The sequence below is a fragment of the Hallella mizrahii genome (genome assembly GCF_009695775.1).
In the GTDB taxonomy this organism is placed as follows: Bacteria; Bacteroidota; Bacteroidia; order Bacteroidales; family Bacteroidaceae; genus Prevotella; species Prevotella mizrahii.
In genome coordinates, this window is record NZ_VUNG01000018.1 from 1 (window position 1) to 22,311 (window position 22,311).

Annotated in this window: 13 protein-coding genes; 2 read left to right on the forward strand and 11 right to left on the reverse strand. The window is 52.8% G+C overall.

All coding sequences use genetic code 11. The features are described 5' to 3' along the window. Positions 1-916: 916 nt before the first annotated feature. From FYJ73_RS07940 to FYJ73_RS07950, 3 genes are read right to left on the reverse strand one after another with little or no spacing between them, the layout of a single operon-like run. A complete protein-coding gene (locus FYJ73_RS07940; protein WP_154534184.1) occupies positions 917-2,473 on the reverse strand; it encodes a DUF6850 family outer membrane beta-barrel protein in 1,557 nt (518 codons plus the stop codon). Further along, entirely contained in the window at positions 2,463-3,707 is a 1,245-nt protein-coding gene (locus FYJ73_RS07945) for a DUF4876 domain-containing protein (RefSeq protein WP_235899285.1), read from the reverse strand. Before FYJ73_RS07945 ends, FYJ73_RS07940 begins: the two co-directional genes overlap by 11 nt. Positions 3,708-3,743: 36 nt before the next feature. Beyond that, on the reverse strand, positions 3,744-6,524 hold the full coding sequence (locus FYJ73_RS07950; RefSeq protein ID WP_154534185.1) for a TonB-dependent receptor: 2,781 nt from the start codon (positions 6,522-6,524) through the stop codon (positions 3,744-3,746). 668 nt (positions 6,525-7,192) lie between these two features. Between FYJ73_RS07950 and FYJ73_RS07955 the strand changes: the two genes are divergently transcribed. Together FYJ73_RS07955 and FYJ73_RS07960 are read left to right on the forward strand one after the other, a co-directional pair. Next, positions 7,193-7,474, forward strand: coding sequence for a LysO family transporter (locus FYJ73_RS07955; RefSeq protein ID WP_154534186.1), 282 nt, complete (start codon positions 7,193-7,195; stop codon positions 7,472-7,474). Beyond that, the gene (locus tag FYJ73_RS07960) at positions 7,471-8,106 is read left to right on the forward strand and encodes a LysO family transporter (protein WP_154534187.1); all 636 of its coding nucleotides are present in this window, start codon (positions 7,471-7,473) and stop codon (positions 8,104-8,106) included. The genes FYJ73_RS07955 and FYJ73_RS07960 overlap by 4 nt, the downstream gene beginning before the upstream one ends. Positions 8,107-8,230: 124 nt before the next feature. Here the strand turns inward: FYJ73_RS07960 and FYJ73_RS07965 are convergent, their stop codons facing one another. The 8 genes from FYJ73_RS07965 to FYJ73_RS08000 form a co-directional block, all read right to left on the reverse strand. Continuing rightward, positions 8,231-10,072, reverse strand: coding sequence for a glycoside hydrolase family 13 protein (locus FYJ73_RS07965; protein WP_154534188.1), 1,842 nt, complete (start codon positions 10,070-10,072; stop codon positions 8,231-8,233). Between the two features lie 14 nt (positions 10,073-10,086). Further along, positions 10,087-11,988, reverse strand: coding sequence for a type I pullulanase (gene pulA, locus FYJ73_RS07970; protein WP_154534189.1), 1,902 nt, complete (start codon positions 11,986-11,988; stop codon positions 10,087-10,089). Between the two features lie 101 nt (positions 11,989-12,089). Then, positions 12,090-14,234: a glycoside hydrolase family 97 protein gene (locus FYJ73_RS07975; RefSeq protein ID WP_154534190.1), complete on the reverse strand. Its 2,145-nt coding sequence runs from the start codon at positions 14,232-14,234 to the stop codon at positions 12,090-12,092. Between the two features lie 134 nt (positions 14,235-14,368). Further along, complete coding sequence (locus tag FYJ73_RS07980; RefSeq protein WP_154534191.1) at positions 14,369-17,065, reverse strand: 4-alpha-glucanotransferase; 2,697 nt, start codon at positions 17,063-17,065, stop codon at positions 14,369-14,371. 222 nt (positions 17,066-17,287) lie between these two features. Further along, positions 17,288-17,860 (reverse strand): phosphatase PAP2 family protein, encoded by a 573-nt coding sequence (locus FYJ73_RS07985; RefSeq protein ID WP_154534192.1) that lies wholly within the window; start codon positions 17,858-17,860, stop codon positions 17,288-17,290. 47 nt (positions 17,861-17,907) lie between these two features. Further along, positions 17,908-19,218, reverse strand: coding sequence for an MFS transporter (locus FYJ73_RS07990; RefSeq protein ID WP_154534193.1), 1,311 nt, complete (start codon positions 19,216-19,218; stop codon positions 17,908-17,910). A 99-nt stretch (positions 19,219-19,317) separates the two neighbouring features. Next, positions 19,318-20,343 carry a LacI family DNA-binding transcriptional regulator gene (locus FYJ73_RS07995; RefSeq protein WP_154534194.1) on the reverse strand — a complete coding sequence of 342 codons (1,026 nt, stop codon included), beginning with the start codon at positions 20,341-20,343 and terminating at the stop codon, positions 19,318-19,320. A 770-nt stretch (positions 20,344-21,113) separates the two neighbouring features. After that, the gene (locus FYJ73_RS08000; RefSeq protein WP_235899286.1) at positions 21,114-21,758 is read right to left on the reverse strand and encodes an Rpn family recombination-promoting nuclease/putative transposase; all 645 of its coding nucleotides are present in this window, start codon (positions 21,756-21,758) and stop codon (positions 21,114-21,116) included. Between the last annotated feature and the right edge of the window lie 553 nt (positions 21,759-22,311).

A 22,311-nucleotide genomic window follows, 5' to 3' on the forward strand; every position in this document is an offset into this window, starting at 1 on the left:
CATGGTGGGGTAAGGGGCATTTATATGTCTTTATGGTGACATTCGATGCACTGTGCCCCCTTTTTACTAACGATGCAGATTATTTTCGCTTCTGTATCATATTAGGCGCGTAGTTGCGGATTTGAGGGTTTCCTTTGTTATATAAACTGACATTTTTCCGCCCATGAGAATCGATTCTTTTCCACGAACACTTATGTCGGTCCTGATTTTTACGAAAATATAGCAATAGTTGTATTTATTTAATAATCAATCTGTTACGATGCTTTTGCTTTTGCCCTGCTATGAAATCACTGATTTATTGCAAAATTCTCTAGAGAATTTCGTGTCATCTCAGTGGTTTTACCTGATGAAACAACCGAGATGACAGCGTAAAACAATAAGAATGACGAGAAGAAACAACTGAGATGAGTGCTTCTATCCATTGTTTTTGTTTTGAAATGAGGCAAAAAAAAGTATGATCTTGTACAAAGTTGTTTTTATCTTCTCTAGATTGCAAGTTTACAAGAACGTACTTTTGTTAAGGAAAATACAGATATAGATGAAGTCACGCACTTTACAAGTTCGGATAATAAAAAATAATGAATGTTGGGATGCATAATTAAAAATCGGTGGAATCTGTGAGATATCTTTCTCACGGATCCCACCGATTAAACATTCTTTCCTTGGAAATGTGTATCGTTACATCGTTAATGGTTTTGTGTAAAGCGTGAGGGTCATACTTCAACATGATGTGCTCGATGTCGATGCCCAGCCTTCTGTTGGAATCCAATGACTCTTAAACTCCTCCAAATCATGTTTGATCAGCCCCTTGCCAGGGTCGGCAATATAGTTTTTTTGCCCTATTTGACCTTGTTGGTGGGGCTTGTCTTATGTAACTCCCTTCTTTTCGACAGTATAGAATTGTTAGCATGAAACATTAAAATCTCAGTCCGATGGCCAAGCTCGCCCTGCTGTTGTGCTGACTGTTGGCGGCATGGAGATAGTCCCCGTCGAGCCGGACGAACCACATCGAGGTGTGGCCTTTGACGGTGATGGGCTGCTGATAGGTCAGCGCGAGGCCTGCCCTCCAGGAGTTGACCGTGTAGTAGTCGTCATAGTCGGCTGTCCATACCTGCTGGGCATAGGGCGTGGTGGCATCGGCGAGACTGAGCTGGTTGTCAAAGACCTGACGCAGGCGGAAGGCGGCATCCACCCAGAAACGATTGGCAAAGAAGCCATGACCGGCAGCGAGCCCCCAGTCGACATAGTGATGGACAAACGATGAGGCGGGCAGATGATACTCGTTGTGGACCGAGCGTAGGATGCCATCCACGCCGATGTAGCCATTGATGCCGTGATCCGACGCACTGTTGAGGCGGTAGCCCAGTGTGGCGTCGAGCAGGCGCACGCGGTAGCGTTTGTTGTAGGTCATCTGGTTGACATACTTGTAGGTGTTGTAACCCGTTGTGGAGTCGGTGGTGATGGTGAGCTGCTGGCGATACTCGTCAGCATAGCCTTCCTCGTATTGCAGACGGGCCTGTACGACGTGGAGCCACCGTGGTGTGCGCCATGTCGTCTTGTTGGCTACGGCATAGCGATAAACATGGTAGTGCCCCGGCTGATACTTATAGGTACCGTAGATACCTTCACTGCCACGGTCGATGCCGGCCTCGGTGAGTGAGGACCAAGAGGGCGACTGCCAGGCATAGGAGAGGCGGAAGCCAAACTCATGGTTGACGTATTCGCGCATATAGCCGTTGTAGCCGCCGACGACCCCGTTGGCGTTTTCCATTCCCGTCATCGTGTAGTATTTCATGTTGGGATCAGTCTGCACCGTGGTGATGTCAGGAATCTTCTCTTTGTAGCGGCGGTAGTGTCCCTCCAAGCCCAGCGTGGAGCGGCCGATGGAGTAGGTGAACGACGGCGTGAGGCGATAGTCGAGCATCTCACTTCTCGACCGTGGGTCGCGCAGACGGCTCAGGTCGCCGAGCTGGTAGTCGAGGCGCAGGCCGAAGCGCCAGGGGCCGAAGGCAGTGGTACCGACGGCTGCCGTGAGGCTGATGTCCTGACGGTCGTAGCTGCCGCTCACCTCACTGCCTGAGATAAATGGATCACTGTTGTAGGTCCGGCGCACGTCGCTCCACCGGCGGTTCTTCGTACGTCCCATGTCAAAGTCGAACTTGCCATAGCCATAGAGGTAGCGTCCTAAGTGCTGATAGCGCTCGGTGAAGAAGCGGAGGCTGTTGTCCTGATTGCCTTCCTGCACGCGGTGGAAGTCACGGCTCTCGTGGCTGCCCTCCATCATGGCGACACCCCGGTCAACGAGGAAGTCGAGGGTGAGACCAGCCGCATTGGCGGTGGTGGACCAGAGCGAGGCGGCGTCGGCGAGGCGATAGGATGACTCGTCGATGGTCTGAGCCTGCAGTGTCGCAGGGAGGAACGTAGAGGATGCGGCTAAAAGAGCAAGGGTGAGCGTCTTATGATCAATATTCATAGTTGCGTGGCGTTAGAGTGGATGAAACAGAAAAGTCGTTGGTCGAGTTGTTGGTATCCTGCAGGATATATTGTCCCTTGGCTCCTTTGCGTGTGGATTTCTTTCGATATACGGTCTCGCCGTTGTATCCGCTGGCAGAGTGGATGTAGGTGGCTCCCGCGTCGATGACGGGCAGGAGACGTTTGGTGGCGAGGTCGATGGTACCCGTGTTTTTATATTTCAGAATGTCCACGCCGTCGAGGATCTGCGAGATGCCGGCGGCGAGCCACTGGCTGCCCGAGGTCTTTCCGTAGTTGTAGACGTTCTGCCAGGAGTTCACGGCGGCATTGCTACGGAAGAGTACCACGCCTGTGGGACCTCCCTGTCCGATGTTCATCTTCGAGATGGCACTGAACGCCGTGTAGACCAGTTCGAGTGCCGGTGTCGCGGGGTTGTTGAGCGTCTTTCCCTGTGCGTCCTTGGCTTCGTAGTCGGCATCGGAAAGATTCATGGGCGTGCCGACGTTAGCAGTGTGGTCAATGGCACTGTTGGTGATCACCACCGACTGTCCGGGGTTCACCAAGTGAGGTGTAGCAGCTGGAATGCGGAAGAGCTGCTTGAGCACGACCACGGAGTCCTGAAAGCCAGAAGCGATCTGCTCGAGCGTATAAGCCGGTGAGGTATTTGACTCGACAAGTCCGAGGTACATGCCCGCAATGTCCACCGCCTCGTCGCCTTGGTTGTAGAGCTCGATATACTGTGCGGCGAGATAGTTTTTCTTGTTTACATCTTTCATTCCGGCATAGAACACCTTTGAGATGACGAGCGAGCGTGTGATGGTGAACTGTGTGGCGAGGATCATCGGCGAGGCGGTCATGTCGGTCGTAAGCAGTTGGGAATGGCTGCTGCCCGCCACGATGGCACCGTCGTTGACTTCCGTGTCACCGGTGGCTTGACGGTATTCATCGGCAGAAAGGGGCCATGACACCGAGACAGTGTATACGTCGGGGATGAGCTCCGTGAAATGCGCGATGCCATTGGCGTCGGTCGTTGCTGTCGTCTCGCCGCCGCCCTCTCGGGTCAGCGTCACGGTGTGGCCCTCAAGGGCGAGTTGAGCAGTGGCATCGGTGGGCTGCTCCACGCGAATGTCCACATTGATGGTCCGGGTCGTGTCGCTATAGTCGACGCAGCTGACCATGAGGGTCAGACACAGCAGCAACAGCATCCAAAGACCTATATGTTTTTTGTTGTTCATTTACTAATATATTATGGTATTGGTGTATGTTGATGGTTATAAGTTGAAATAGAGCTCCATGCCATAGCTGAAGTTGTTGGTGTTGCGCTGCACGAGCGTTCCTGTGTTGTTGTTCGCCACCTTGTAGGGTTCGTAGAAGATGACGTTGTTGACATAGAGCGAGAGTCCGCCGATGTTGCCGAGCTGTTTGGTGAGGCGCGCTGAGAGATTCCATGTCGGCATCGTCTTGGTGGGCACATTATCCTTGTAGTTGAGCGCGAGGTCGGCGACGGCGATGCCCTGTGTGCTGGCGGGCAGGGTTGTGTAGTAGTTGCCGGCGTAGTCGAGATAGCCGTTCTGCATGTCGGCGGCGAGTGCGTGGTAGCCCAGGTTGGTGTCGATCAGCCCAATAGCCTGCTTGTCGGCCATATAGCTCCAGCTGTAGGTCTGCCAGATAGCTTGTCCGGCAAGCGATGCCACCATCTTCAGCGACGGGATATTCGTCACCACACGCACGGTGCTCACGTACTGCCGGTAGAGGTCATAGTCCAAGCCTGAGGGATAGACCACCTTGAAAGGCGTCAGTCCGTAAGCCGAATAAGCAGAGGGCAGCAGAGCCGTCTTGACATTGGCAGTGTTGAGATCAGTGCTGTAAGTCTTGGTCTCAGAGAGCGCACCACTGTAGTAGAAACTCGTGTTGATGGCGCGGATGGTACCGAGGTCGAAGTCAAACTCCAGTCCCTTGTTGATCGTGGTGTTGGTATTGCCGATCTTTCCCGTGGTCATATACACGATGTCGGTGCGTGCGGGATTGGCGTAGTCCACGGTAGTGGCGGCTCCCGGCGTGATGATGAGGCCGTGAGAAGCGTCATAGACATTAGAGGGATAGGTGAAGTATTGCGTTGCCGCCCCGAAGCCGTTGGGCGTCTTGTCGTGATAAGCCAGCACACTCAGCTTTCCGCCCCAAGGCAGCTTTACGTCCACGCCGGCTTCGATCTTTGTCGTGGTGGCGTTCTTCAAGTCTGTGCTTCGCTTCACGTCATATACCTGCGTGTGATAGACCAGAAGTTGCTGCACGGCGGCGCCGGCACCTTGCGGCATAAAGTTCACGGCCACGCGGTCGTCGTATTTCTTGTCGGGATAGAGATAACTCAGTCCCGGTGTCTTGCTGTTGAGGCCGATGCCGGCGCGGAGAGCCAGCCATCTCGTCACGTCGAACGAGAGGTTGACGCGCGGGCTGAGTGCTGTGGTGCTGAGATTGGAGAAAGGCTGCTGGGCCGTGAAGCGCAGACCGATCTGCGCCCGCAGGTGGTTGACACGGTTGGGCGACCACACAAAGTGATCCTCGGCGTAGGCAGCGAGCTGATGGAGCCCGGGGATGTCGGAGAAAGCACGTGGACGACCGTTGGCGTTGGGGCGCAGCGGATGGCTCTCGTCGAGGTTGAAGTAGCCGCGTCCGTCGTTCCAGTCGTATCGGTATTCAGCACCCACCTTGAAGCTCTGCCGTGTCTTGCCCCAATGGAAATAGAAGTCGTCGGCAATCTTGGCAAAGATGTTTCCCGGTCGCCCTTCCGTCTTGCTGGTAGCGAGATAGCTCTGTGTAGCCCAGCTCACGGAGTGGTACCCCGTCTCCATGGCCGTGATGATGGGCAGCAGTCCGCCGGGCACGGAGACGAAGGCGGTGTTGCGGCTGTCCTGCCAGGCATAGCTCATGCCGAGGGTATAGCTCAGGTTGCGTGAGAAGAGACGGTCGAGACGTATCTTGCCATTATGGGTGAAGCCGAGTGAGAGGTAGTCGTTTTTCGTCTCCGAGCCGTCTTGTCGGGCGTCGGGGTCGTTGCCGCTCCAGTCGCGTGTCTGTGCCATCCTCACGCGGGTGTCGATGTGCCATATCTTGGAGATGTTATAGCTCCATGCCATGTTGCCGTTCCAGCGGTGATAGGAGCGGGTGCGCAGACGCGGATCGCTCCACGCTTTGGCATAGTCAACACTGAGGTTGAGGATACCGGCGCGGCCGAGCGAGGTGCCCTTGCTGAGTGAGTAGTTTTGCAGTTCGGGATTGATCTTAGCCTTAGCCTGCCACGGCGTGACACCTGCCTTGGAGTGAACGATGACAAGACCGGAGGTGAGATCGCCATATTCGGCCGAGGGGATGCCGCGCACCACCTCGACGTTGTCGATGTCGTCGGCGCTGATCTGCCGGAGGTCCGTGCCGGTGAACGCTGTGGCACTGAAGGGTCCTTGAGTCATCGCGCCGTTGTTGCTCATCGGTATGCCGTCGACGATGATACTCGATCCGAAGGCACTCGTGTTGTTGTTCACGAGCGTGCGCAACTGCAGGTTGGACTGGCTGGTGAGGTCGGTGTTTTTGATGATCTGTCCGGGCAGGAGCTGCATGACGTCAGCCAGTGATGAGGCCTGCAGGTGGTCGATGGCCTGGCGTCCGATCTTGCTACTGGTGCCCATCGTGTTTTGTTTGGCGGTGACGACGACCTCTTTGAGTGAGAGGTCGCTGATGCGCAAGGAAATGTGCATGTCGACGTCTTTGGAGACTTTCACCTGCGTTGTGGAGGTGACATAGCCCACGTAGCTCACCACCAGCTGATAGTTGCCGTCGGGAATATTGGTGATCGTGGCCTTTCCGTCCATGTCGGTCACGGCATTGGAGCCGAGCGGCTGGAGCTGCACGGAGCCCATGACGATCGGTTCCTTATTCGAGGCATCTGTCACGCTCACCGTCAGCTTGTGACCCAGCATCGGTCCGGCAAAAGCCGGGAGCGCAAGCCACAGCAGGATGACGAACAGAAGTAGATAATGGAATGTCTGCTTTTGTATCATTGCTTGTGATTATAGATAGTGATTATATTTATATGATGTGTTGGCAGTTAGGTCAATGTGCATTGGCAAGATGAGTGTTACCTAAACTTCTACAATGAATATGACTAATACGTTGCAAAGGTAACAAAAAAAGAGCGAAAGAATGCAAACGCAACTTAATAAACACACGAGAATACCTATTAATGTGGATACTTGTTTGCGGAAATACAGCCATGCAAGCCAAAAACTCAGTGATAGATTCACGATACTGACTGATTATTTGTATTTTTGCACGTAAGTATTTCAATCATAGCATTATACTCAAAACAGTTCCATGGCAAAGGCTAACACAGAATACGTCGACGACGCTGCCGTTCTGCAAATGATGACTTGCAACTGTTGCGGGAGAACAGCGCCAATGCCTAAATACTGCCTCACCCCTATACCCCTTCGGCCTCACCCCCCTAACCAATCTCCAAAGGGAGAGGGGGAGTGATTACCGACAAGAGCTGAGGAAGTAGGAGGTGATGCGTCCCGCGTCACATCATCACAATATCGGTTGTGAAATGCTTGACACAGGTCAATAAAAGCTATGAATATACGGTTTTTATGCTAATTGACTGCCTTTTCCTTTTGTATATTGATGCTGTTTTTATACCTTTGCAAGCCGTAACCAATAAAGGAAAAGAATGTTTAGGATACTTATTGTCTTGCTTGTCGGCATCGTGCTGGGCTTTGCGCTGCGTCGAGTGCCACATATCCATAAGGTAGAGACAAGTGCTCATTATACTATCTGTGCCCTGCTTTTTGTCTTCGGACTGGGTTTGGGCTCCAACAACTCGCTGATGCACAACATCGGCTTCTATGGTCTTGAGGCCGTGGTGGTGGCGCTGTTGGGTATGGCGGGCAGCTTTGGTGCCGCCCGTCTGTTCAACCATCTCATGCAGAAAAATTCGGAGGGCAAGGCATGAAAGGAAACCTGCTCTTGTTCGTTTCGCTGTTGACCGGTATTCTTGTAGGCATGACCGGTGTCACTCCCCATTGGTTGCTCAACCCTCAGTTGCCGATGCTGCTCTTGGAGCTGCTCATTGTGCAGGTAGGCATGGGCATCGGCTCGATGGAGCATCTCGACCGATTGTTTGCCGGATTCCGTTGGGAGATGCTGTTGTTGCCGGTGTTCACCATTGTGGGCACGTTGCTGTTTTCGGCTACGGCGGTGCTATTGTTCAGTGGTCATTCGCTGAGCGACTTTCTTGCAGTGGGCAGTGGCTTTGGCTATTACTCGCTCTCGTCGGTGCTCATCAGTCAGGTCAAGGCGGGTGCCGTCGGTTCTGCCGCTGCCAACCAACTTGCCACGATCGCACTGCTGGCCAATATCGTGCGAGAGATGGTATCGTTGCTCAGTTGCCGCTTCGTCGCTCACCGTGGCAGTGGGTGGGCTGCTATCAGTGTGGCGGGCATCTCTTCCATGGATGTGTGTCTGCCTTCCATTCTGAGCAGCACGGGCAACAAGCGCTATATGCCTATCGCCATCTTCCATGGGCTCTGCCTGGAGGTGAGCGTGCCGATGCTCGTCACCTTCTTCTGCAGCGTGAACCTATAGGGAAAGGGGCATCATCTTTACAAGAAAAAACAGCAACGACCGTCACAGGATTACGTGGCGGCCGTTGCTTTTTATTCATTTCTCTTTGTGCTTTCTTCAAAGAAAAAAGAACTTCCTAAGTTTTTTAGTATTCCACCACGAGTGCTTCCCTGGGTTGCAGGGTGATGTCGTGGGTGAGGTCGATTTTGCGTCCGGAAATGACATCGGTTGCAGTGGTGGCTTTGCCGATGACCTCAGCATAGCGGGCTACGGACATGGTGGCCTCGCTTCGCTTGCCGTTGAGGATGGTCAGCGACGTGCGCCCCTGATACTGGCGTGCGATGACGTAGATGCCTTTGAAGGGGATGAACTGTGTCTGCTTTCCCTTGCTGATGAGGTCGTTGCCCTGACGCCAGTGGAGCAGTTTGCTCTCCCACTGGAACATGGCGTTCTCGGCCTTGGTGCGGCCTTCGGCGGTGAAGCAGTTATGCGTGTCACCGGGGAAACCGCCGGGGAAGTCGCGTCGTACATTGCCGTCGGTGACCTCCTTGGTGCCGTTCATCAGCACCTCTGTACCGTAGTAGAGTTGTGGGATGCGATTCATCGTCAGCAGCAGGGCGAGTGCCTGTTTCAGTGCTGTGGAGTCCTTGGTGTTGCCCAGGAAGCGGTCGGTGTCGTGGTTCTCGATGAAGGCCAGCACATGCGACGGGTCGGCATAGAGATAGTCATAGCAGAGACTGTTGTAGATGCGGTTGAGTCCCTTCCACCAGTCGTCGGTCTCTTCGTGCTTGGCCTGGCTGAGCTTGTCGAAGAAGCTGAAGTCCATGACAGTTTTGAGATAGCTGTTCATGTTGCTGAGCTTTGAGTCTTTCTGCCAGGCAGCGGTGTAGGCTGGTTCGGTGACCCATGTCTCGCCTACGGTGTTGAAGTTGGGATATTCCGTGTCGAGGGTTTTCATCCATTCGGCCATCGCCTTTCGGTCGGCATAGGGATAGGTGTCCATGCGTATGCCGTCGATGCCAGCTGTTTCTATCCACCACTCACTGTTTTGGATGAGGTAGCGCATGAGGTGAGGATTGCGCTGGTTGAGGTCAGGCATGGACTTGACAAACCATCCGTCGACGGTCTCGCGCATGTCCTGCTTCGAGGCATAGGGATCGAGAACCGGGGTCAGCTTATAGCTTGTCTGCAAGCCGTAGTTGGGATTGTTGAACCAGTCCTTTGTAGGCGGGTCGAGGTTCCAGGGATGGTAATCGCTGCAATGGTTGAAGATCATGTCCATCACCACCTTCAGCCCACGCTTGTGGCATTCGTCGATGAGTTGCTTGTACTCCGCATTGGTACCGAAGCGCGGATCTACCTTATAATAATCGGTGGTGGCGTAACCATGGTACGAACTGTTCACGCCATGGTCGTTGGGCCAGTTGTTCTCTAAGATCGGAGTGAACCACAGTGCGGTGACGCCGAGGTCGGTGAAATAGTCAAGGTGTTGCTCAATACCGGCGAGGTCACCGCCGTGGCGCAGACTTGGCTTGGTGCGGTCGCAGGTCTGGTCACGCATACCCTTGACGACATCGTTCTTCGGGTTGCCGTTAGCGAAACGGTCAGGCATGAGCAGGTAGAGCACGTCGGCGTTGGAGAAGCCTTTGTGCTCCTCGCCGCGCATGGTGCGGTCTTTAAGCGTGTAGCGTACTTTTTTGCCGTCGAAGTTCAAGGTCATCTGTCCGGCTTTGGCACCTTGCAAGTTCAGGTAAACAAGCAGGTAGTTGGGTGAGTCGAGACGGACGATGGAGTCCACCTTCACGCCGGCGTAGTCTGTGGTGACCTGTTTGACATTCTTTACATCTTTACCATAGACCATGAGCTGCAGGCTCGGGTCTTTCATCCCCACATACCAGTCGGTGGGGTCGATGCGGCTGATCGTGGTGGCAGAAGTTGCCGTGGCCATCATCAGTCCCAGTCCTAAAGTCATGAGCGTTTTCTTCATATCTTCTATTATATTTATTTTACCATAATCATCGCACTCTGTCCGCTTACCTTTACGTCACCTCCAGGTAGGATAGTGAGACCGGTCTCGTCGATTTGTCCGTTTTGGCAGACCACACGGTATGTGCCTTCTGGCAACGTGATGGTGCGGGTTTCACGGTTGCCATTGAAGATGACATAGATGTTGCTCCAACTGTCGATGCCGTCAAGACCCTTCAGGTGGAAGGCTACCAGAGCAGGCTGCGACGGCAGAAACTCCAGATGCTCACGCACTGCGGCGGCTGAGCCGAGACGGAAAGCTGGGTGATGGCGGCGCAGGGCGATAAGCCGGCGATAGTAATCTGTGACACCGGGATAGCGCTGCAGGTTGCCCCAGTCAAGGGCGTTGATGCTGTCGGACGAGTTGAAACTGTTGTGCACACCCTTCTTGTCGCGCAGCAACTCCTCACCGCTGAGCATGAAGGGCACACCCTGAGAGGTGAATACGATCGTCTGGGCGAGCTTGTCGAGGGCTTGTAGTTCAGATGACGTGATGTTCGGGATGGAAGCCTTCAGACGGTCGACGAGGCACATGTCGTCGTGACAGCTGACATAGGCGATCATCTGTGTGGGCTCGGTGGCCCATGGCTCCTTGCTGTAGTTCACCTTGGTATAGTCCACTTGCGGATGGGCAATCATACCGGTGATGCCTGCCTTGATGCTCTCCTCACTGCCCGGCAGTCCGGCTAAGAATGCGGGCTTGTGGTCATCGCTGAACGGTCCGCGTACAGCATCGCGCAAATCATCGCAGAAGGCGGCGATACCTGGCATTTGCTTCATGTTGGCTTTCATGGCCAGCCGATCGTTGGGAAGGGCGCAGCTGCCTGCACTCCAGCCTTCGCCATAGATGAAGATGTTCGGGTCGAGGGCTGTGAGCTCCTGTCGGATAGCGTTCATCGTCGGGATGTCGTGCACGCCCATGAGGTCGAAGCGGAAGCCGTCGATGTGGTATTCTGTGGCCCAGTATTTCACGCTTTCGAGCATGAATTCGCGCATGAGCGGTTTCTCTGAGGCGGTCTCGTTGCCGCAGCCCGAGCCGTTGCTGGGCTTGCCGTCCTTGGTGAATCGGTAGTAGTAGCCGGGATGGGTACGCTGAAAGTTGCTGTTGTCGAGGTCGAAGGTATGGTTATAGACCACGTCGAGGATGACGCGGATGCCAGCCTTGTGCAAGGCTTGTACCATTTTCTTGAACTCACGGATGCGTGTGGCGGGGGTATAGGGGTCAGTGGAGTAACTACCCTCCGGTACGTTGTAGTTCAGTGGGTCGTAGCCCCAATTGTACTGTGGTTTGTCGAGTTTGGTCTCGTCGACAGAGGCGAAGTCAAACGACGGCAGGATATGCACGGCGTTGACGCCGAGGCTCTTGAGATAGTCCACCGCCCAAGGCTCTGACAGTGCCAGAAACTTACCCGGATGGTCGGCGTGGCTGGCGATGGAGAAGTCGCGGTGGTGCATCTCGTAGATGACGAGGTCGGCAGGGGAATGGGTGGTGAGCCTATGGTCATCAGCCCAGCCTTCCGGGTCGGTCTGACGCAGGTCTATGATAGCACCGCGCTGTCCGTTGACACCGACGGCCTTGGCGAAGACGCCCGGTGTGTCACCGCGTCCGATGTTAAAGCTATAGAACTGTCCCTTGAGGTCGCCCTTGACGGTGGCTTTCCAACGGTTTTTGCCATCGGCACGCATCTTCACCGTACGCAGAGGCTGACCGCCGTCGCCGTCGCTCCACAACGAGAGGGTAGGTCGCTTGGGGCTATTGAGATAAAAAACAGTCTGCTTGGGACTGTAGGACATCTCGCGAAAGACATCCTGCGCCCAAGCAGACATATTTGTTGCCAACATAGCGATGACAGATATTGATAGTTGTCTGATGTTCATGGTTTGTTGCTAAAGGTGATTTAGGGGTGTAGAGAAAGTGAGGAGTGTAGGGGAAGGTATAGAACTCCTCCGATCCGCTTTTCCTCTTCCTTTGGGAGGGGTTAGTGGACGGGCTTTATGCTGACAGCGAATCCTCCGCCGGGTGCCTCGGTAAACTTTAGGGTGTCGCCCTTCTTCACCGTGCGCTTGGTGATGACATATGCCTTCGGGTTCTTGTCGTAGCTGGCGTTCTTGGCGTCAGCATAGATCGTAGCCTCGTATTTGCGGCCCTTGTCGAGGAAGTCGAGTTTCACAGTGCTTTGATGTCCATGTTCGTCGCACTTGCCGGCGAGGAACCAGTTGTCGCTGCCCTTTGCCTTGCGTGCTACGGTGATGTAGCGGGCAGGTTCAGCCTCGATATACTTACTGTCGGACCAGTCGATGGCAACATCCTTGATAAACTGGAAGGCATCGTTGTACTTGGCATAGTTCTCGGGTAGGTCGGCAGCCATCTGTAGTGGTCCCCACATGACGAGATAGAGAGCGAGCTGCCCCACAAGTGTGGTGCGTACATAGCTTGGGTTGTCGCTCCATGTCTTCAGTTGAGTCTCGAGGATACCCGGTGTATAGTCCATCGGACCGCCCTGCAGACGGGTGAAGGGCAGGATGACAGTATGGTTGGGATAGCTGCCGCCGAAAGCCTCGTATTCTGTACCGCGTGCACTCTCGTTGCCGACGAGGTTAGGCCATGTACGGGCGATGCCGGTAGGACGTGTGGCCTCATGAGCATTGACCATGATATGGTGTTTGGCTGCTTCCTTGACGCAGTAGAGATAGTGATTGTTCATCGGTTGCGAGAAGTGATGGTCCCCGCGTGGGATGATGTCACCCACATAACCACTTTTCACGGCATCGTAGCCATATTTGTTCATTAAGTTGTAGGCAGCCTCCAAATGACGCTCGTAGTTGACCACGCTCGAAGAAGTCTCATTGTGCATCATCAGTTTCACACCCTTGGAGTGGGCATAGTCGTTGAGTGCCTTGATGTCGAAGTCGGGATAAGGCGTGACGAAGTCGAAGACATAGTCCTTCCAATGGTTGGCCCAGTCTTCCCAACCTACGTTCCATCCCTCGACGAGTACCTCGGAGAGACCGTTGGCAGCGGCGAAGTCGATATACTTGCGCACCTCGGTATTGTTGGCACCGTGTCGTCCGTTGGGTTTCACCTTACTCCAGTCAATCTCATCGAGCTTGATGGACGGATACTCATCGGTGTAGTTCCATGAGTTGCGGCCGACGATCATCTCCCACCACACACCACAGTACTTCGTAGGATGTATCCAGGAAGTATCCTCTATCTTGCACGGCTCGTTGAGATTGTAAATGAGGTTGTTGGCCTCAGAGAGCATGTCGCGAGCATCGTCGCTTACGGCCACGGTGCGCCAAGGCGTATTGCAGGGAGTTTGCATATAGCCTTTCATACCTGTAGCATCGGGAGTGAGCCACGACTCGAAAACCATGTTCTTGTCATCGAGGTTGAGATGCATGGTGGCATAGTCGACGCAGGCAGCCTCATGGATGTTGATATACAGTCCGTCCTTGGTCTTCATCTGTAAGGCGGTCTGCACGCCTGTGGGCGAGAAGACCGCAACCGACGAGTTGTTCCAGTTCACGGCGTCATGGAAACGGGCGCGTATCTCAGAGAGCTTGCTCTCCTGCGTTTCTTGTTCCTGAGTGTCATAGTCGCCGGGAAGCCACCATGCGGTGTGATCACCAGCCATAGCAAACTGAGTGTGTTCGTCCTTGATGACAAAATACACCAGAGAGTCCTGCTGTGGGAACTCATAGCGCAGACCCATACCTATATTATAAACGCGGAATCGGATGGTCATCTTGCGCTTGGTAGCGGGTTGCGTGAGGTTCACGGCCATCTCGTTGTAGTGGTTTCGGATCTTGGCATATTGTCCCCAGACGGGAGTCCAAGTCTCGTCGAAAGTTGACTTTGTGCTGCTGGTTTCTGTAAAGCCGTCCATGAGACTGGTCTCGCGCAAGCCCTTGCTGGCGTGCTTGTCTTTAGCAAGTTCAAGTCCGAGGTGTGAAGGCTTGACGACAGCCTTGTTTTTATAGGTCATCTCGTAGGTGGGTACGCCATTGCCGGTGAGCGAGAAGGTGAGGCTGACGTTGCCGTCGGGCGACTTCACCGTCTGTGCCAAAGCTGCCAAGGGCATGAGCAGTGCCAAAGAGATGATGCTTGCTATCTTGTTCATATCGCTTGATTTAATATTATCATTTGGTTGAGGGCTATAGCTTCTGTAGCCCCTATAGCCCCAATAGTTTCTATAGTCTCCTATTTCCGCGTTAGCCTTCCCCTCCCCTGGGAGGGGTTAGGGGTGGACTTTCCTTATCTTTCTCCGAAGGTGTTGGTGCGCCCGCTCTGGTTGACCAGTTCCTTGACGTTAGCCATGAAGCTGTTGTTGGCCATGAGATCCTCGATGTTGAGGTGCATGCGGTAGCGCCAGTAGTGCTTCGGGTTGGCGGGAATATTGATGCGCTCGGCATTGGCATCGGGCAAACGCAGCTTGTCGTCGATGGCGAGCCAGTCCTGTATGCTCAGGATGCAGAGCATAGAAGGAGAGGTGAGCTGACGCGAGACAATGTCGCGCGCCAGCCAGCCTGGCAGAGGATGCGGAGCGGCTCCACCACGGTAGAGCATGCTGTTGTAGTAGTCCTGTGTGCGCTCGTAGTTCTCGTCCCACCATTGGCGCAGTGTCGGCATGTCGTGAGTGGAGAACGTGCAGACCGAGCGATAAGGATTGCGTGAGAGGTGACCGAAGCGTACGTGTGGATCTTTCGGCATGGACTGGATCTCCAGTGAGAGGATGCGCAACTCGTTGATGACCCATGGCACACAGTCGGGAACCATGCCAAGGTCTTCAGCGCAGACGAGCATACGTGTGGCCTCGACCAGTCGCGGCAGCTTCTTCATTGCCTCACGATACCAGAACTGGTTGTTGCGGCGATAGAAGTAGTCGTTGTACAGGCGGTTGAAAGCACCCTTGTCGTTGTCGTAGAGGCTTTCGTAGATGAAGCTGAACTGTGCGGACACGCGAGGATGGAACTTCGAGGCATCCTTGGTGTCGCGTACAAAGAGTACATCGCTGATCATGGCATAGAGACCATCGCGGATGTTGAGCTCGTCCTGGTCCGTGACAGTTGCAAAGGCTTTCTCCACCTTGCGCTGAGTGTCGTACTCGGGTTTCATCTTATAGCGCTCATCGTCAAGGCGGTCGAGATATTTCGCTTTCACATCGTCGGCCTTGTCGTGGAACATACGCTCCAGTGTCCAGTCTGTGATAAACGGAGTGGTGAATCTCTCTTCCTGGAAGTTGAGGCCGTAGCCGCGGATCTCATCGGCTGTCATGCCGAGTGCTGGTGCGAACTGTCCGAGCAGTCCATGTACGGAGTTGATAGGTATCTCCCAGATGCGGAAGAAGCCGAGTACGTGGTCGATACGGTAGGCATCGAAGAACTTCGCCATGTTTTGGAAACGTCGTACCCACCACTGGCAACCGTCTTTGACCATCTCGTCCCAGTTGTAAGTCGGGAAGCCCCAATTCTGACCGTTGACAGAGAAGTCATCGGGTGGCGCGCCAGCTTGTCCGTTGAGGTTGAAGTAGCGTGGCTCCATCCATACGTCGCAGCCATAGCGGTTCACGCCAATAGGGATGTCGCCCTTGAGGATGACGTGGTGCTGGCGTGCGTAGGCATGAGCCTCGTCGAGCTGAGTATTGAGGATATACTGAACGAAATACCAGAACTCCACTTCTTTATATAGCTTGCTGCGGCTGTTGGAGAGTTCCTTGCGGTCGGCCTCGTTCCAAGTGTTGTGGTCGGGCCATTGCGAGAAATCGGCCGTTCCGTACTTGTCGCGCAGCGTAGCATACTGTGCGTAGGGCACGAGCCACTGCTCAGTTTCGTGGAAGAACTCGTGGAATTTCTTAGAACTCATCATCTGTTTGCCTTCTTGGGTGAAGAGCAGATGGAGATATTCGAGTTTGGCATTGTTGACACGTTCATAGTCGATCTGCTTAAGTCCGTTGAGCTCTACGCGCAGCTTCTCGAAGCGGTCGCGCTCCTTGGCGTCCTTCAACTGTGGCAGTTGTGTGAGGTCTACATACATCGGATGCAGTGCAAACACGCTGATGCAACTATAAGGATAGGAGTCGGTCCATGTGTGGGTGATGGTGCTGTCGTTGATAGGCAGGATCTGCAACACGCGCTGTCCGGTCTTGTCGATATAGTCGATCATCTTCTTCAGATCACCGAAGTCACCCACGCCGAAACTTGTCTTGGAGCGAAGTGAGAACACAGGTACGAGCGTACCGGCGATCTTGGTGTTGTAGATGGGCATGTAGGCCTCGTTGAGATCATAGACCACGACTTCGCCGTCTTTCATTTCCGGCAATTCTATTGTACGGTTGTTGCTGCACTCCCACAGTGGCGTAACGTCTTTCTTGCTGTCGAGAGCGGCGAACTTAAACTCCATCTCTCCCTCGGGGAAGTCGTCGGCATTGAGATCCACTACCCACTCGTTGATGTTGTGCTCGGTCATCTCCACAGCTTTTGTGGAGTCCCAAGCTCCTAAGGCGGGGTTGCTGCCGATGATGGCAAGACGCTCAGAGGAGCGCAGCTGGGGAGCACGCACGATCAGTCGTACGGTTTTGCTGAATGATGAAGAGGGAAGCGCATGTAGTGTATGCGGACACAGGCAGTCTGTGAAAGCTGAACTGTAGAGATAAGCGTCCTCAGGGATGTCGGACCAATGGTCATACATCGTGTAGCTATTGCCCTTGGAGGCATTGAGCTCCAATTTATGATGCACGGTTGCCCATTCATGGCGGTGTTCACTGCCGATGGCGTCCACACTGTAATAATATTCCAACACTTGGTTGGTATCGGGGATGGTCAGTTGGCATGTCCATCGTGCACCGTCAGTGGTACCCAGATGGTATTGCGCAATGGCTCCATCTTTCATAATGTTCAAGACTAGTTCTTCTCCGAAAACCGTCTTGTAGTCTATGCTAAATATTAAGTTCATCGAGCTTTAGGTTTTTTATAATTTCACGTTCAAAATTACGAAAAAATAGATGGTTGAATGTCATGGACTTGCACAAACAGCAGAAAAGATTGTGCAAACGATTGTAATGCTTTGCTTGGATTTTGAAAGTTTCAGCTTGTCCTCATACTTTATCGTGTCGTCAGGTGATTTAGCTTGTCAGCGCAAAAGTTAAACACAGTGAGAGTATGAGAGGGCAGGGGATTATTTGTTGAAGAGTTGTATGCAGAGGCTGAGGCTTTGTCCGTCTGTGGTCACTGCGTAACGGTTGTGCTCTCCCGTGATTCTCTCGCCGAGCCAATAGCCCAAGAGCGTGCTGCCCACACCGATGGCGGCTCCTGCTGTGACATCCTGCCAGGCATGGCGGTTGCGTGCCATGCGGTCGACAGCCACTCCCGTTGCCACGGCATAGCCTGCCACGCTGATCCAGGGGGAGACGTGACGGTATTCCTTGTCGAGGATGACGGCACCGGTGAAGGCCAATGCAGTATGTCCGCTGGGAAAGGAGTGGTTGTCGGTCCAGTCGGGTCGCCGCTCATGGATACTGTGTTTGAGTGCCCACGTGGTGCCGGCAGAAAAGGCGTAGGAGACAACGGTGTTGACAGCCAGTTGCTTCCATCCGCTTTTACTCTCTACGCCACATGTCTTGAGTGCATACACCGTGGCGACGGGCACGAAACGCAGTACGTCGTCGGGACCGTCACCGTGGTAGGCTCGCTGTGCCCATGTGGGCAAAGCGAGCAGTAGGGAAAGAGGTATGCTCCAAAGTCTTTTCATAGAGAGAATGACACTAAAAGCAATAGCTGTTATCGTTTTTTTAGAGTCTATTTTTCTTTGATGGCACTCACACTCAGCGCGCCGAGAACGAGGGCAATGCCGGCCACGATCATCATGTGGCTCTGCACGCTGCCAACAAGTGCTAACAGTGTGCCACCGATGGCGGCAGCGACGATCTGCGGGATGCAGATGGTGCCGTTGAAGAGTCCCAGATAGGCACCCATGTGGCCGTAGCCCTGCAATGCATTGGTGACAAAGGTGAACGGCATGGCGAGCATGGCAGCCCAAGCGCAACCGATGAGCAGGAATGGGATGAACAGCAGATACTGGTCATGGATGAAGGCGCAGGAGGCAAACCCGATGCCACCCAAGAGCAGACTCACGGCATAGGCAACCTTGCGGTTGGTGAACTTTGGCAAGATGGGAGCCCAGATGACCGAGCCAATGGCCTGTACGGCAAAGAGAATGCCTACCCAGTTGCCGGCAGCCTGATAGCCCTCGCTTGTCACGTCGGTGGTGCCCCAGCAGTTGGCGGCCACGGTGCCGTTGGTGTAAGTCCACATATACATGAATGCAAACCAGCAGAAGAATTGCACAAGACCGACCTTCCAGAATGTGGCGGGAGCGTTTCTCAACAGGGTGAACCAGTTGCCACTACCTTCTTCTTCCTTTTTGACCTCTTGCTTCACTCCGTTGTATTCCTCGTATTCCTTTGGATTCCACTCTTTTACCTTGGCGACAGTGTAGATGACACAGAGGATGAGGATGGCGGCACCGACATAGAAACTATAGATGACAGAGTCGGGGACAACACCCTTGGGCGCGGTGTTGGCAATGCCTAAGAGTGCAAAGACAAAGGGGAAGACATAGCCTACCAGTGAGCCTGCGTTGCACAGAAAACTCTGAATGGAGTAGGCGGCAGCCTTCTGCTTTTCGTTGACCATATCGCCCACCAGCATCTTGAAAGGCTGCATGGCCATATTAATAGAGGTGTCGAGAAACATCAGGGCGATCAGACCAAAGGTCATGGCAGTGGATACGGTCATGCCAAACGATCCAGAGTTCGGCAGCAGACACATCACAAGTACGGCAATAGCAGCACCGATGAACAGATAAGGGATGCGGCGACCGAAGCGGCACCATGTCTTGTCAGAACAGGTACCGACAATGGGTTGCACAATGATGCCCATCAACGGCGGTAGTATCCAAAAATAACTGAGATTATGCGGATCTGCACCTAAGGTAGCAAAGATCCTGCTGATATTGGCACTCTGTAGTGCATAGGCAATCTGTACGCCGAAGAACCCAAAGCTCAGGTTCCACAGTCCCCAGAAAGATAGATTTGGTTTTTCTTTCATATTGTGATTCTTTAAATTATTCGGTGGATTATCATCTGTTGTGATGGTTATAGATTCTATAGCGTTGCTTATTTCTGTAACTTCTATTGTTTCTGATATTTATCTTGTTGTGCCCCGGATGATCAGTCTTGTACGTACGACGCGCTTGACGACTTTGTCCATGGGTATCTCTCCTTCTACCTTGCTGATGAGAATGTCGGCGGCCTCCTCACCGACGAGTACGCCACGCTGCTCCACTGTTGTGAGCATGGGATCGCAGGCCACGGCACGCTGGCCGTTGGTGAAGCCACAGACCGAGATGTCCTGCGGCACACGAAAGCCCATGCGTTTGGCGGTATACAGAATGCCGATGGCGGTGTCGTCATTCACAGCGAAGAAAGCATCAGGCTTCTCGTCCTGCGAGAGCAACTCTGGAGTGATGGCCTCGGCGTCGGCACGGTTGTCGCAGATGCGGAACATTTTCTTGTCAGGTTCCAAGCCATAGCGCAACAAGGCATCGCGGTAGCCGTTGTAGCGGTTTTTGGAGATCTCAAGCGACATAGGAGACATATAGCAGGCGATATGGCGACAGCCGGTCTCTATGAGATGGCTAACGGCATTGAACGCGCCCTGATAGTCGTCGACAACCACGCGGCTACAGTCAACCCCCGTGCAGATACGGTCGTAGAACACCAAGGGAACACCGCTGTTGATGAGCTTTTTGAAGTGGTCGTAGTTCATCGTGTCCTTAGCCTGACTGACAATGATGCCGCAAACCTTGTTTTGGTAGAATTTATCGCAGAGAAGAGTCTCTCGGTCGTATTGCTCAGCGCTCTGTCCTACCATGATGGTATATCCTCGCGACATAGCCTCCTGCTCGATGCCGCTAAGGATCGAGGAGAAGTAGAAATGCTCAAATTGCGGTACGATGACCCCGATGATTTTCACGGGTTTTGTACGACTGTTGCGCAAATTCTCTGCAATCACGTTGGGGATATAGTTATGTTCGCGCGCATATTGCTGGATACGCTCGCGCTGTTCATCGCTGATACGGGGACTGTTTTTCATCGCCCTCGACACAGTGGCCACCGAGACGCCAAGAGCCTTGGCAATGTCTTTCATGGTGATAGGTGCTGGTTGTTCCATTGTCAAATTTAGGTTGTATGGCAGACTTGTCGCAAGAGTTTTGTATGATCGTGGAAGATGTGCAAACCTTCTGCGCCTTGTATTTGCTCTATATTACGCTTGTATTTGCTTTTTACACATGCTATATGTGCTACAGTGCAAAAGTAGCAAAAAAAGCAAGAGTCCTCCTATAAGGCTTTGGATAATTTGTGGATTATTTACGCAATCGATTGCACAATTACAAAAGAGAGCTTCTCAGCGGTGGCACATCCTTTGTCTTGTACGTTTATCCTCTTTTTTCCCTTTCCTTCTCTTTCTATTTGTCTTTTTCCCCTTCCCCCTCTTTTGCCTTATTCCTTGTTTCTTTTCTTTATTAGCCTTATCTCATCCAGATTCCGTACTTGCGAAGCCTTTCTTCAAGACAGATAAAGACGGAGAAAGAGAAGGCGTTAGTTCTCTCGTCATGGTACCATTTTGGTGTTGCCATCTTTATTGTTGCCTCTCTCGTTTCCCCGAATGGTGAAGACAATCAAAGAGGGGCACCCGACGACGAGATGCCTCTCTCCTTTTTTAATAAGAGATATTAGCGGAAAGACACACAATACACAGCAAGTCATATTCTGACATTCCTATGTCAAAATCATGTGCAGTGATACCATATGGATAGGGCTTGTCCCGCCCTAACTCTACGGGTCAAATAACTCCCGTTAAGATTTTCGCAAAGATCCAAATATGACAGAATCAAGCCAAGATAAGAAACCGACAGCTGACACAGCTCTCTGCAAATCGTCTCAGATTGTCTCTATATCCGTGATAGAGAGTCCTGTGACTTTGGCTATGACATCCGTAGATATTCCCAAGGCTTTCATAGTCTTGGCATTTTTTTTCTTTTCTTCTAAGGCTCCTTCCTCTCGTCCTTCTTCTCGTCCTTCTTCTCGTCCTTCCTCTCGTCCTTCTTCTCGTCCTTTATCCCATCCTTTTTTATACCCCTCTTCCTTGCCCTCAGCATATCCGTGGCGGTGGGCACTCTTATAATAGGTACGCTCCGTACGCACGATATCCCAGAACTTATCGTAGCCTTCCAGCTGGGCAGGCGTATAAGAAGATTCTTCAAGGATGTCAACGGCCTTCTTTACTTCTGGGTTGTCAAGAAACTCTTGCGGCACCTTGCTGGCGCCACCCATTTCCGTGAGGAAACGCAGCCATAGCACCTGCATCTTCTTCTCGGAGAAGCTCTGAGGCTTGAACTTCGTCAGCTCCACGAAGATGAGATGTAAACCCTCAATAATCTTGTCAGGGTGGTCGATGTTTGCCACAGCATACTGATGGTAGTAGCTGGGCAGGTTGGGCTCAAAGGTCTCATTGACAAGATTAAGCGAATAGACAGGCTGGAGGAAATCGAAGTTCTCGCTCTTGTCCAATTGCCGCTTTCCCATACGCATATAGGTTCTGCCCCATGCTAACATAGGTTTGGTACTATGCGCACATAGGTTCTGTTCCAAGAACAAAGCATGTTCGTATTCAATCATAGGCAACATCAATGTCTGTCATATTATATATATATTGGTCTCTTTGTCGAATAGGTCTTTTGTTGTGACAGCTCCTTAGGATCTCCACTCTTCAGTCAAGTCAACGAAGACTTCTCTCGTAGAAAGGGTTTTGATATAGGGGAACGGTAATGCCTTGCGACACAGAAGATTCAATTGTAAGATGTAGTGTGGCGGTCGCATAGTTGCTCATGCAACAGCTTATGCAACAGTCATGACAGACAGTGATCTTTTTACACTATTGCAAACGTTTGCACGAGGAAAAGAGTGTTTTTGCTGGAAAAACTAAACAAATATAAGTTAAAGAAAGTACTTTTGCACACGAAGATGTAGCCTAAGACTGCTCATACAACCTATATATTGAGGAGGAACCTAAATAGCAGCCACAAGGCCACGGGATGGCCCAAAGAGATACATCGAGATAAGGCAGATAACTAAAAAC